Below are 12,430 nucleotides of genomic sequence, written 5' to 3'. Positions count from 1 at the left end.
CGTACACGTACATGCATCCCACTTGATCCATTCCCACCTATGCGCTTTCGTAGACAATCTCGCTTGACCCGTTAACCGATGTCGGGCAAAATAGAAACAGGAGCGATGCTGCACGCTTACATCGCCCCTGTTATCGTTTATGATGCAGCATTATCGTACGATCGATCATAATCATGTACAAATGGTGTATGACAGGCAACATCAAACTATGTTCACCAATCGTTTACGTTCATTTTCATTCTAACCGATCCGAACAGCGGCAGGGCAGTGAATAACGCGCTTGCCCTTACCGCCGTTCTCATTCAGGAGGCACAGATTCCAATGAGTAAAATCCTTTCCGCCTGGTTTGCCGTTTCGTCCATTTTGCTGCTGTTGCTGTGTGCGATTGCGATCTCGTATTCCGCCTGGCTCGCCGTATTGCTTGGTGTGCTTGCCATCGCCAACATCGGCTGGGGCTTTGTCATCAAGGCGCGCCACAACCGACGTCACGGCAACACCGCCTAATCGCTGTTTGTATCGCTTAACATGCTGCTTTGCACGCTTGGATCGAAGCGATTATCGCTTAAAATGAAGCGGGCAGAAAACCCATCCGCTGTTTTACGTCCGACAATGTTTTCTCCGCTGCGGCTTGTGCGTTGAGCGCACCTTGGCGGAGAATGTGACGGACTTCGCCGGATTCGCGAATATGATGATAACGCTGCTGCAACGGCTCAAGACCAGCAACGACCACTTCAGCCAAATCTTTTTTAAATGCCCCGTACATTTGACCTTCAAACTTGTTTGCCACCTCGGCAAGTGTCATTCCCGAAAATTGCGAATAAATCGTCATCAGATTGCTCACTTCCGGTTTGTTTGCCGGATCATATTGCACTTCACGGCCCGAATCGGTTGTCGCACGGCTTAGTTTTTTGCGAATGACATCCGGCGGATCAAGCAGCGCGATATAACTGCCTGTGTTTGGATTGCTTTTGCTCATCTTTTTCGTGCCATCATCAAGCGACATAATACGCGCGCCCACTTCCGGAATAAATGGATCAGGCTGTGTAAAATAGTCGCCAAACCGATGATTAAAACGGGCTGCCAAATCGCGTGTCAATTCCAAATGCTGCTTCTGATCATCGCCTACCGGCACCAAATCGGCATTGTAGAGCAAAATATCCGCTGCCATCAGCGCCGGATATACAAACAGACCCGCACCGACATTTTCTTTACCTGCCGATTTGTCCTTAAACTGGGTCATCCGTTCCAACTCGCCCATCGACGCCAGCGTCGTCATAATCCAGCCTAGTTCAGCGTGCTGTGGCACATGGGATTGCAGGAAAATGCTCGCTTTGTTCGGATCAAGCCCTGCCGCCAAATATAATGCGGCTACCGATTCAGACGCTTCGCGCAGCGCTTCCGGCTCTTGCGGCACGGTAATCGCATGCAGATCAACGACCATAAAAAAGCAATTGTATTCATTTTGCAATTGCACAAAGTTTTGAATCGCACCGATATAGTTGCCGATCGTCAGCAAGCCACTCGGCTGAATGCCGGATAGTACAGTTTTCATCATACATTCCTCCTGATTTCATATCATTACGACTACAATTGAACGCAAAAAAGGCCACTCCCCAAAAGGGACGTGTGACCGTGGTACCACCCTTATTTATCAGACGGTTCGGCGCTTAAGTTGCCGACTTCCGCTCCTGCTCTATGCGTCTAGCGCTGTGCCGATGCAGCATCGTTTATGACAAACGATTAGCACTGTCATCATACAGCCAAGATGCGCACCGCTGGAATCGATCATGCCGATTGCACGCACGATACCGTACACCAAAGCTCGGTGACATCGCGCTACAAACAGCCTGGCGGACGATTCGTCTGATCTCTAGTTCCCGTTAACGGCGGGCTGCCGACCTGCATACTATAGACGACCCGCCAAAGCGAGCTCCGTTTCTGCACAGCACTCCAGAGTCCATTCGACACAGCATCTTCACCGGTTCGCATCATCCACCGGCTTTCTGCAAAAGGCTGTCCATGTCTACTACTCTCTGTCATTGTGTTCACCATATGATACAGCTGTAAACTTGAGCCTATATTAATCCCTAACTGCATGAATGTCAAATGTGAAATCGCCATTTTCAGTGAATATCTGGTATGATACATACTAACTATATTGTACCGCAATTGGATTGGATAATCAGGGGGGGCAACGCAATGACAGTAAGTAAAGGAAGCTGGAGCGGATATGAAACGTATATTTTAAAAAGCAAGCAGCTCGAAGTGACACTGCTGCCCAAACTGGGCAACAATGTGATCGGCATTCGCGATTTGCAGGAAAATCGCGATATACTGCGCCGTCCTGAAGAAAGCGACAAAGACTTTTATATGCAAAAGCCTTACCATTTTGGTATGCCGATGCTTATGCCGCCAGGACGCATTCGGCGCGGTCATTTTGCATATGATGGCATCGACTACCAATTTGATCAAAATACAGCGCATGACAATCATATTCATGGCTTGCATCGTATTCAGCCTTGGCGTGTAGCCGATATCGATGAGAACGAAACCGGCTGCCAAATCGTTACCGAGCTGCTCACTGCGAATGATCCGAATTGGATGCGCCAGTATCCGATACCGCTCAAACTGGAAATGAGTTTGCAGCTACAAGGCACTTCGCTTATGCAGCGTCTCAAAATTACGAATTTGGGCGAACATTCCGCTCCATTCGGCTTTGGCCTACATACATGGTTTTTGCTGGATGGTGAGCCGTCGCGCTGGACGCTAAAATTGCCGGTCAGCGACCAGCTTTTGCAAGATGAAGAACAAATTCCGACCGGCGAAGTCGTGCCGCTGCACGAATGGGAGGAGCTGAATAGCGGCATGAATATGGCTAACCGCAACTGGGACAATTTGCTGCGCATCGGTGACAAACGCCCGGTCAGCGCCGAGCTGAAACGTGATGACGGCTATGGATTGCGCTATTCCGCCGACCCGGATTATTTTAAATACTGGGTGTTGTATACAAAGGGCGAAAGCGATCAATTTCTGTGCATCGAGCCGTACACTTGTTTGCCGGATGCGCCTAATTCTACCCATCCGCGCGAATTTACCGGCTTGATTGAGCTTGAGCCAGGCGTACCGGTTGAGCTTAGTTTGCAGCTCGATGTGATCGAAAAATCGACGATATTGTAATAACGTACCGATAAACAAAACCGATCAGCCGAGCTCATTGGACAGCATCCAATAGCAGCATCCAATAGCAGCATCCAAAAATAGCGACTATCCTCTAAGGGTAGTCGCTATTTTGCTCCATACTTCCATGCAGTACATCGATAATATAGCTTGCTACAAAGCCACAATAATAAAATATAACAAAATAAGCTAAAATGGCATAAAACATAATACCTGCTTGGATGAAAGACGATATGGAGCTTTGCTGCAACATGCTTCGTTTCGCATAAAAGATGGCTGTAATATAGACGGATTTACTTTTTCCTCAATCGCTCTGTTGCTCTGTTGCTCTGTTGCTCTGTTGCTCTGTTGCTCTGTTGCTCTGTTGCTCTGTTGCTCTGTTGCTCTGTTGCTCTGTTGCTCTGTTGCTCTGTTGCTCTGTTGCTCTGTTGCTCTGTTGCTCTGTTGCTCCAAGTGTAATTCACTGCCTCCATCTGTCAACTGCGGATACGATCATTCTGCATTCGCTTCGCTGTATGTAGTTTTCGGATATCGAATCATATGATTTGCCATGTTGTAGTTGGATTCGATGACAGTGTCGACCACAATCAAACTTTTGCGAACGGCAAATTCATAGCTGATTTCGCCATGTGTCCAATGCTGTTTGAATTTTAGCGATTCAATTGCCATCTGACGGAATGATTTGATCTGCATTACCGTCAATCGTTCCTCCTGCCCTGCCCATTCTCCGTTACGTCCGCTGATCGGATTATGACGAATGCCGAATTTACCGATCATGTTATTACGTATTTGCACAAACACCGTGCCTGAATCAAGGTGAGCTAGCTCTTTCTCCAATTCCTTAAAGACGATATCCATTTGCCTGGCTAACGAGAGCAAATCATTTTTAGGCATTTGTTCCCCTTCCTTTCTCTGTAAATCATGTAAAATAGGGACTTCAGACTCATTATATGGTGATTATAAACATCTAGCAATACACTTCTTTATAAATAGGTATTTATACCTATAATTCGACAATATTCTATGCTATTATCCGTTGTTACATTCCTTTTTCTTTACGCTGTTTACGTTCATCTCACAATATTCAATTTGCATAAATGCGCAAATTTATTAATTTTATTTGTAAAATAAATTGTATAACATTATATAATATAGGATGCTTTATTTAATAAAAAACTGTAGCTATCAAACTCTCTGTTGTTAATATTAAAGCGTTATCACAAGATAGAAGACACTTTTTTAAGTTATTCCCATAAAAAAAAGGAAGGCGCGTTCACGCCTTCCTGTCTCGCTTCCGATTGGCTTAGAGCGATTGACTTCAATCGCTTCAACATCGACTAATGAGCATTGGATTTGCCTAAATCTGTTCATAAAGAAGGCGATAACAAGCTATACTAGTAGCTTGTCGCAGATAAATTCACGGTATGCCTAGTTCATAATTACTTGACAATGAACACGTTTAGGTATGTGCGAACCTGATTTTTAATTGAGACAGCGTACTAGTAGCTTGTCTCAAATACATTTACAGTTTGTTTATCTAACCATCGCTTGGTGCTGAATCGATTTAGGTACATTTAAACATAATTTTCATTTGAGACAGCCTACTAGTACCTTGACTGCTTTCAATATTAGATTTCAATTTGCTGCATATCCTTATTTATAAAGGGAATCTGTGCAGTATCAAACTATATATTTAAAACGGTCAGAGTACTAGCATGAATACAAGTCCACCACACAACTAACCCGACTCCAACTTCCCCAATCAACTTGCACAATCAACCTACCCGATCGATGATATACCATCCTTTACGGACGCGCATACTGCTCCGTCATTTCCAAAAACAGCTTCACATCCGCAATGCTCACATCAACAGCTCCCTGCCAAAATTCCGGCTGAGTCAGATCAACGCCCAGATGTTTTTGCGCCAGTTGTTCCACTGTCATCCGTCCGGTATCGTACAGCAATGCATCATATTTTGCGGCAAAACCCGTACCTTCCTGTTGCGCCAGCGCATAGATGCCGGTACTGAATAGATAGCCAAATGTATACGGGAAATTGTAGAACGGGACAGCGGTTTTATAAAAATGCAGCTTGGACGCCCAAAAATGTGGATGATACGATGACAGCGTATCACAGAACGCCTCTCGTTGCGCTTGTTCCATCAGTTCATTTAATTGCTCACTACCGACCATCCCGGCACGACGCTGCTCATAAAAGCGTGTTTCAAACAAGAAACGAGCATGAATATTCATAAAAAAGGCAATGCTACGCTGAATTTTATCTTCCAGCAATGAAAGTTTCTCCTCGGCAGTGGAAGCTTCTTTGACGAGCGAATCGGCTACGATCATTTCGGCAAATGTCGATGCTGTTTCAGCTACATTCATCGCATACTGCTGACTAAAGGCAGGCAAATCGTTCATCACATGCTGGTGATAACCATGCCCGAGTTCATGCGCAAGCGTCGATACATTGGATGCCGTACCGCTATAAGTCATGAAAATACGCGTTTCTTTACTGCGCGGCAATGATGTGCAAAATCCACCTGGACGCTTGCCTGCACGATCCTCCGCTTCAATCCAGCGCTGCTGAAACGCTTTGACCGCAAAGTCCGCCATCTCCGGATTAAACTTGCGGAATTGCTCAACGATCAGCTCTGCGGCATCATCATAACTTACCTGGCTATCGACCGTACCGAGCGGGGCATCGACATCGTTCCAGCTTAACCGTTCCACCCCGAGTACTTGCGCTTTACGCTCTAGATACGATACAAAGACCGGTTTATTTTGTACGATCACATCCCACATCGTTTGCAGCGTCTGCTCGGACATACGGTTGATTGCCAGCGGCTCTTTCAGCACGCTGTCCCAGCCACGATTATCGTACAGTTTCAAGCGGAAGCCAGCGATATGATTTAGCGTATCCGCGCAAAAGTCTTCTACCCCTGTCCACGCTTCTTCCCATTTGCGGAACATGCCCTCGCGTACGTCGCGATTCGTATCACTCATCTTGTTGGCAGCTTGCCCGGCAGATAGCATGACCGTCTCACCATCTTGCTGGAACGGAATGCGAACATGGCTAACGATCGTATCATAAAAGTCGCTCCAGCCATGATAGCCATCAACAGCTAGTCCAAGCACTAGACTTTCTAGCTCCGGCGACATTTTTTCGCGTGCCAGCGCACGAATTTCGCTCAAGTAAAACGATACTGGCGCCACTTCAGGACGCTGCATCCAACGTTGAAACACATCATCACTCGTATTCAGCAGCAAACTTTGAAACTGAACGAACAACCCTTGTAGTTTCGCTGACAAATCGGACAGTGATGCAGACAAACGTAGCGCCTGCTTGTCGCTCTGATCTTGCGCTGTCAAACAACCGGCAAAAGCACCCGCTTCCCGCAAACGAATACGCACATCTTGCAAACGATCGAGCAGCTCGTCAAAATCGTACGTCTGTGTCGCCGTCTCCGGTGCGGACAATCCTTTTAAGCGTTCAGTCAGCGTAGCGATATCGCTAGTAACCTGTTGCAAATACGTATGTAGCTCCTCCGATGTCGAGCCACCGGCAAAGATCGTTTCCAAATTCCAGGTTTGATTCAGTGGATGATTCATGATGATCAACAACACCTTTCCGGGTAAATGTACAGCGCTGGCAATATCGTACATCGCCAATCGTTTATAACTATAGTATACTCTAATTCAAGACTAATTTGGTAATGAGGAGGGAGTCTGACATGCGCCCACTGCAAATCTCGGCTGATACAGCTCTCAAGCTGTCCGAAAAACTAAATATTCCGCTGGAACAGCTGATGCATATGCCCCAGCATATTTTGATGCAAAAACTTGCTGAGCTGGCTAAAGAACAACCAAAGGACGGCGCGTCCGAATGATTCCGTTTAACCAGGCTTGGCCTTACGATATTGTGATGAACGATGTGTATGTGCAAGAATGCCCTTTTTGCGGAACCGGCAATGTGCTGCTGCCGCTTCGTCCTAAGGAGCTTGCCACTATTCACAATGGCAAAAAAAAGCTGCTCGTCTTCCCTTGTTGCAGCAATCGCGTCACATTGCTCGATAGTGACAGCGATTATTTGCTGACCGATGCGGTGTTGCGATAAGCGAACTTGGCGCTGATCTGAATACGGAAGCTTTAGTATAGTATGACGAAAATACAACATGATCTATGATTCCCAAAAAATAGCATAAACATCGACATTACGATGGGCTGATCGTCACAGATGCTAGTTGTCACGATTCGCTTTTAGGCTCACCACATTAAACAGGCTTGAACGCTCGGATGGAGTGTTCAAGCCTGTTTTTGTTTGTGATGGAGACAAGTATAGCGCTGAATAAGCAAACAATCTGAACAGCAGCATCGTCATTATGTTATTCAACATGGTTTTAAATTCCGCCATAAACATAACCGTAAATTAGGCAGTGTTTTCAAGCCGTCTATCTCGTCATTTTATTAGACAAAAAGGTGACCGACACTGCGCCTATATCGTCTGATACCCCTTTTAACGACAAGCTTGATTGCTTACTTATCTCATTTCATCTCGTCAGGCAGTTCCTGGTTTTTCGCCAACATTTGCTCACGTAATACCGTCCATTGCTCACGCGAAGCGCGAATCATCGCTGAGTCGGTAATGCGCTGATCGTTAATGACACGCCCGAACCATTTGACCGCTGGATTAAATTCACCGAGACGGCGATGCAGCTCACCGATCAGAAACATTAAACGCGCATCGCTGCCGCCTACACTTTCCAACTCAAATACACGAATATACGATTCCATACAATAACGCAGAAAACGCTGTTCTTGCTCCACTTCCCCGCTATAGCGATACAACCAAGCAATATGATGCAAAAAGCTGGCAATGATCCGCTCACGATCCCCTATCGTCTGTGCGCACATCAAGGCAAGCTTGTACGACTCCAGCGCCTGTTCACGGCTCCGATGACCGCCCATATCACGCTTGGTCACACGACGCCCGATTTCATTCATATACTTTTGTTTATGCAGTGTGCTTAGCTTTGCCATCGAATTTTCGGTCGAGGCAAACCCGCAATGCGGGCAAACACGCACCACATAAAAATCAGGATTTTCATGATGGTAATAGGCGCAAAAATCCGAGTCCCTGCGCGATACACGTTTCAGACTTTGCCGCACCCGACTCGTCTGAAAATCCTCCTCACACTGTGGACAGTTTACTTTAATCTGATACAGCGGCTCTAACTGTATAGAATCTTCCATCTGGCATTCTTCCCCCACTATAAAATTATCAAGCCGGACGAATCGGCATTTAATCGGTATTTACAAAATGATGAGCCGGACCGGATAGCCGCTCAATTACAAATAAACGCAACTCATCTTCCACGCCAACTTCGATCAATGCTTCATTCATGCAAGCAAGCCAAGCGTCCGCTTTTTCGTGAGTAATCGGAAACGGCATATGACGTGCACGCATCATCGGATGACCGTACTGATCGGAGAAAAGCGAAGGTCCCCCGAAAAATTGCGACAAAAACATATACTGCTTTTCCATAACAGGATCAATATTTTCCGGAAACAACGGCCCAATTAACGGGTCTTGTTGCACTTTCGGATAAAACGCTTCGACTAGACGACGAACACCTTCGTCACCGCCGAGCAATTCATACAGAGATGCACGATAGTTCAACTGAAATCGCCAACTTTCCTTACGTCATTGGAGAAAGTATACCATAGTTATACTGGTTATGCCTCGCTAGTTGCTGAATTTTAGATAGCTGTGTTAATAAAAGATGCAGTATTTTGACATACGTCTGTTATCCTTTTTGCTACAGATCGCTCAAGTTGGTTACAGCGGTGTTGCTCACTATTCACAACAAAAAAACTGTTCCTCGTCCGAATGTAGACGACAGGAACAGCTTTTCACGATTAGCCTCATGCAAATAGCAATATGCGGTATTCGTTCTATAATATCAACTTCGGATCAACGTAAGAAAATGCTACTTATTTCATTCGGCTGACTGCTACCATCACAGCGTCACGGACATCGATCCGCTTAGCATCGGTAATGCTCAGTACATGCTGCCGTCTTCTTCCCCCGGCTGCGCAAAAGAGGATCGGATGACATAGACAAAACCACATACCAGAAGTCCGGAAATAATACTAACACCCATCATGATCACTCCAATTCCCAAATGTGTTTTGAATGTATTGCTTGACTTCCGACGATTGCTTCTGGCTTTATTTTATCATATTTTGCCGAAAATAGAACCATTTTTGTAAGCGTTTTCTTTTACAATTAGATTACAGGCTCTTTACAAAATAAGCTATTATTGCGTTTATGTTTCGTAGACATAACTCTGGACATAAGCGAGCTATCATACGATGTCAGCAGCACCTCAAGCAGCAATCACAGGCAAAAAGATTGTTTTCCCCGAAAGAATTGATTATCATCAAAAGGGAGCAGGTTAACGATTCTGGATAAAGGAGCTTTCCTAACTTGAGATACTATGTACTGGATCGCGGAGATCAATTATCGATCGAACTGAGTGAACGGTTTCATAAGCTAGCCGCTGATTATGGCTTCGAGCTGGATGCACAATCGCCGGAGATCGTCGTATCCATCGGTGGCGACGGCACGATGTTGCACGCTTTTCATACGTTTATCGACCATATTCCCGACCTCGCCTTTGTCGGTATTCATACCGGTCATCTAGGCTTTTATGCAGACTGGAAAGCCGATGAGCTAGAGGAATTGGTCAAATTTATGGCAGGCGAGATGGAAGACAATGACGAAAACAATCCGAAAATTGTCAAATATCCGCTAGTCGATCTGGAAATTCAAGCGAAAAGCGGTGTATCCCGTTATACCGCATTGAATGAATTTACATTAAAAGGTCTGGACGGCACTACGATTGTCGCCCAGGTCGACATTAATGACGAGATTTTCGAGATGTTCCGTGGCGACGGCATCTGCATTTCAACCCCGTCCGGCAGCACCGCGTACAACAAAGCGCTTGGCGGCGCGATGGTACATCCGACGATTGAAGCATTGCAAATTGCCGAAATCGCCTCGATCAACAATCGGGTTTACCGTACACTCGGCTCATCGATGATGCTGCCTAAGCACCATCACTGTGATATTCATTCACGTAAACCGCAGCGATTGCAACTAACGATCGATCATCTGAACATTCCGCTTGACGATCTGATCTCGATTCGCTGTCAGGTGTCCAATGTGCGCGTAAGCTTTGCGCGCTACCGTCCGTATCCGTTCTGGAACCGGGTACGGCAATCGTTTCTTGGCTGATTGTAGCCAGCTTGGCAGATTGAAATGTTTGGACTAACCGCAACTAGAAAAAGCCCTCCCGATCTTTGAAGTGTATTTCAACACTGCCGCTGATCGGATGAGGGCTTTTTCTAGTTAGCTATTTGATTGTGAATTGGATGAATCGACAGTTTTAGCAGATGCTGCTTCGGTAGCTTCGGTTTTTGACACTGCCGTCTCCGACGCTGCGGTTTTAACGGCTTCCGTGCGAATCGTTTCCGATTTGGACACTTCGGCTTTGGAAACGTCTGCTCGGACAGCTTCAGGTTGGATAGATTCCGCTTTGGGAGCTGTTCCCGCTGTAATAGCTTCTGCTGGCGGAGCACTCTCCACTTTGGCAACCTCCACTTTCGGAGCTACTTCTGGTTTAGACGGTTCACGTTTAGCAGCTTCAACTGCATGATTTGGTGCTGATGAAGTTGCAGATGATTGTTGCTTTGACTTGGTTGGCGCAGCGGATTCGGATACAACCGCAGGCACATTGCCATTTGACTGTATGGCAGCCTGTTGCTTGCCGCCTTGCTGCTTGTTACCAGCGTTGCCTTTGTCCTGGCGATCACGTTTATTGTGATTGCGGCTGGAGCGTTGCGGCTTGTCGCGCTCGCCGTTTTCGCTCGGTTTCGGTTCGGCTGGGCCGTCCTTTGTCTTTTGCAAAACAAAGTAGGCGCAGCCAAAATTGCAATATTCATTAATGTATTCGGTCATGCTGGACAATGAGCTGTCCTTTGCCGCTTTCGGATGACCGTCCCGATAAAAGCCTTTGAGACGAAGCTGGTTGTAGCCCCAGTCTCCAAGAATATAATCATACCGATCAAGCACCTCACTATAGCGTTCACGGAAAATTTCCTGGTTCCAGCCATTCCGGTGTTCTTTGATCAGTTCATACGTTTTGCCGCCAATATGAATCAAGGTCTTCCCGCCTTTCAGCAATTAAACGGTCGAAGTCTCCTTCGACTTGGATGCGGATTTCACCTGTTCATGCGCATGGTAGGAGCTGCGAACGAGCGGGCCGGATTCAACGTGGCTAAATCCGCGCTTCAAGCCTTCTTCCTTCAGAATTGCAAATTGTTCCGGTGTGTAATATTTCACGACATTCAAATGCTTCGGACTTGGCTGTAAATATTGCCCTAATGTCAAAATATCGCAATCCACGGCACGCAGGTCATCCATTGCTTGTAAAATTTCATCCCACTCCTCACCAACACCAAGCATAATGCTCGATTTGGTCGGAATGTTCGGTTGCAGCGTTTTGGAATTGCGCAGCAGTTCCATTGAACGCGGATATTTGGCTCTCGCTCTGACGCGATCGGACATCCGTTCAACGGTTTCAATATTATGGTTCAAAATATCCGGCTTCGCGTCCATAACGATTTGCAGCGATTCGATATCGCCCATAAAGTCAGGGATGAGCACTTCCACACTGCACAGCGGCAGGCGGCGGCGCATCGCACGGATCGTCTCAGCGAAAATCGTCGCTCCGCCATCTTTCAGATCATCGCGAGCCACGCTCGTAATGACACAATGATTCAGGCCCATCTGTTCAGCCGCTTCCGCTACCCGTTCTGGTTCCTGCAAATCAAGCTCCGTTGGCATCCCCGTATTTACCGCACAGAAACGACATGCACGCGTACAAATGTCGCCTAGTATCATAAAGGTTGCGGTACGGTTCGCCCAGCACTCATAGATGTTCGGGCAGCGTGCTTCCTCACATACGGTATGCAATGTTTTGGAACGCATCATGCTTTTAATTTCCTGATAGTTTTCGTTGTTGGTCATCTTGATTTTGATCCATTCGGGCTTCGGTTGCTTAGCTTTTGTAGACAAGATGCTTGACCTACCTTCCTCAATTATATTGTCATTCGGGATATATAAATCATTGGGATTTATTATAGCATGAAATGTATAGCGCTGAAATCTTTGCTTTATCGGTTGAAC

General features: G+C 46.4%; 12 protein-coding genes and 1 other annotated feature. Of the genes, 5 read left to right on the top strand and 7 right to left on the bottom strand.

From position 1 onward, the window contains the following. Window positions 1–321 precede the first annotated feature (321 nt). Complete coding sequence (locus U1I11_RS14170; RefSeq protein WP_322906779.1) at window positions 322–504, top strand: hypothetical protein; 183 nt, start codon at window positions 322–324, stop codon at window positions 502–504. 58 nt (window positions 505–562) lie between these two features. Here the strand turns inward: U1I11_RS14170 and trpS are convergent, their stop codons facing one another. Then, on the bottom strand, window positions 563–1,552 hold the full coding sequence (trpS, locus tag U1I11_RS14165; RefSeq protein ID WP_322906896.1) for a tryptophan--tRNA ligase: 990 nt from the start codon (window positions 1,550–1,552) through the stop codon (window positions 563–565). Window positions 1,553–1,615: 63 nt separating this feature from the next. After that, window positions 1,616–2,049 (bottom strand) — a binding site (T-box leader). 150 nt (window positions 2,050–2,199) lie between these two features. Between trpS and U1I11_RS14160 the strand changes: the two genes are divergently transcribed. After that, window positions 2,200–3,177, top strand: a complete 978-nt coding sequence (locus U1I11_RS14160; protein ID WP_322906778.1) for an aldose 1-epimerase — start codon at window positions 2,200–2,202, stop codon at window positions 3,175–3,177. A 492-nt stretch (window positions 3,178–3,669) separates the two neighbouring features. On the opposite strand, the gene U1I11_RS14155 is transcribed toward U1I11_RS14160, so the two are convergent. After that, window positions 3,670–4,071, bottom strand: a complete 402-nt coding sequence (locus U1I11_RS14155) for an O-methyltransferase (protein ID WP_322906777.1) — start codon at window positions 4,069–4,071, stop codon at window positions 3,670–3,672. A 912-nt stretch (window positions 4,072–4,983) separates the two neighbouring features. After that, complete coding sequence (locus U1I11_RS14150) at window positions 4,984–6,789, bottom strand: M3 family oligoendopeptidase (RefSeq protein WP_322906776.1); 1,806 nt, start codon at window positions 6,787–6,789, stop codon at window positions 4,984–4,986. A 122-nt stretch (window positions 6,790–6,911) separates the two neighbouring features. On the opposite strand from U1I11_RS14150, the gene U1I11_RS14145 reads away from it, so the two are divergent. Next, window positions 6,912–7,067 carry a YycC family protein gene (locus U1I11_RS14145; RefSeq protein ID WP_322906775.1) on the top strand — a complete coding sequence of 52 codons (156 nt, stop codon included), beginning with the start codon at window positions 6,912–6,914 and terminating at the stop codon, window positions 7,065–7,067. Further along, entirely contained in the window at window positions 7,064–7,294 is a 231-nt protein-coding gene (locus U1I11_RS14140; protein ID WP_322906774.1) for a hypothetical protein, read from the top strand. The genes U1I11_RS14145 and U1I11_RS14140 overlap by 4 nt, the downstream gene beginning before the upstream one ends. A gap of 428 nt (window positions 7,295–7,722) precedes the next feature. Here U1I11_RS14140 and U1I11_RS14135 read toward each other — a convergent pair whose 3' ends face one another. Beyond that, window positions 7,723–8,430: a DUF2225 domain-containing protein gene (locus tag U1I11_RS14135; RefSeq protein ID WP_322906773.1), complete on the bottom strand. Its 708-nt coding sequence runs from the start codon at window positions 8,428–8,430 to the stop codon at window positions 7,723–7,725. Window positions 8,431–8,479: 49 nt separating this feature from the next. Next, window positions 8,480–8,857 (bottom strand): globin domain-containing protein, encoded by a 378-nt coding sequence (locus tag U1I11_RS14130; protein ID WP_322906772.1) that lies wholly within the window; start codon window positions 8,855–8,857, stop codon window positions 8,480–8,482. Between the two features lie 810 nt (window positions 8,858–9,667). On the opposite strand from U1I11_RS14130, the gene U1I11_RS14125 reads away from it, so the two are divergent. Continuing rightward, on the top strand, window positions 9,668–10,477 hold the full coding sequence (locus U1I11_RS14125) for an NAD kinase (RefSeq protein WP_322906771.1): 810 nt from the start codon (window positions 9,668–9,670) through the stop codon (window positions 10,475–10,477). A gap of 114 nt (window positions 10,478–10,591) precedes the next feature. Here the strand turns inward: U1I11_RS14125 and U1I11_RS14120 are convergent, their stop codons facing one another. Together U1I11_RS14120 and lipA are read right to left on the bottom strand one after the other, a co-directional pair. Further along, window positions 10,592–11,404: a YutD family protein gene (locus U1I11_RS14120; protein ID WP_322906770.1), complete on the bottom strand. Its 813-nt coding sequence runs from the start codon at window positions 11,402–11,404 to the stop codon at window positions 10,592–10,594. 21 nt (window positions 11,405–11,425) lie between these two features. After that, window positions 11,426–12,319, bottom strand: a complete 894-nt coding sequence (gene lipA, locus U1I11_RS14115; protein WP_322906769.1) for a lipoyl synthase — start codon at window positions 12,317–12,319, stop codon at window positions 11,426–11,428. Between the last annotated feature and the right edge of the window lie 111 nt (window positions 12,320–12,430).

The organism is Paenibacillus campi, assembly GCF_034659835.1.
GTDB classification, from domain to species: Bacteria; Bacillota; Bacilli; order Paenibacillales; family Paenibacillaceae; genus Saccharibacillus; species Saccharibacillus campi.
Note: the sequence above shows the minus strand (reverse complement) of the source record. Positions and strands in the feature narration are given on the sequence as shown.

What these genes read in the sequence shown, in the direction of transcription:
- U1I11_RS14150 (WP_322906776.1), bottom strand. Translation starts at nt 6,789, where the DNA reads ATGAATCATCCACTGAATCAAACCTGGAATTTGGAAACGATCTTTGCC.
- U1I11_RS14145 (WP_322906775.1), top strand. Translation starts at nt 6,912, where the DNA reads ATGCGCCCACTGCAAATCTCGGCTGATACAGCTCTCAAGCTGTCCGAA.
- U1I11_RS14155 (WP_322906777.1), bottom strand. Translation starts at nt 4,071, where the DNA reads ATGCCTAAAAATGATTTGCTCTCGTTAGCCAGGCAAATGGATATCGTC.
- U1I11_RS14140 (WP_322906774.1), top strand. Translation starts at nt 7,064, where the DNA reads ATGATTCCGTTTAACCAGGCTTGGCCTTACGATATTGTGATGAACGAT.
- U1I11_RS14135 (WP_322906773.1), bottom strand. Translation starts at nt 8,430, where the DNA reads ATGGAAGATTCTATACAGTTAGAGCCGCTGTATCAGATTAAAGTAAAC.
- trpS (WP_322906896.1), bottom strand. Translation starts at nt 1,552, where the DNA reads ATGAAAACTGTACTATCCGGCATTCAGCCGAGTGGCTTGCTGACGATC.
- U1I11_RS14160 (WP_322906778.1), top strand. Translation starts at nt 2,200, where the DNA reads ATGACAGTAAGTAAAGGAAGCTGGAGCGGATATGAAACGTATATTTTA.
- U1I11_RS14170 (WP_322906779.1), top strand. Translation starts at nt 322, where the DNA reads ATGAGTAAAATCCTTTCCGCCTGGTTTGCCGTTTCGTCCATTTTGCTG.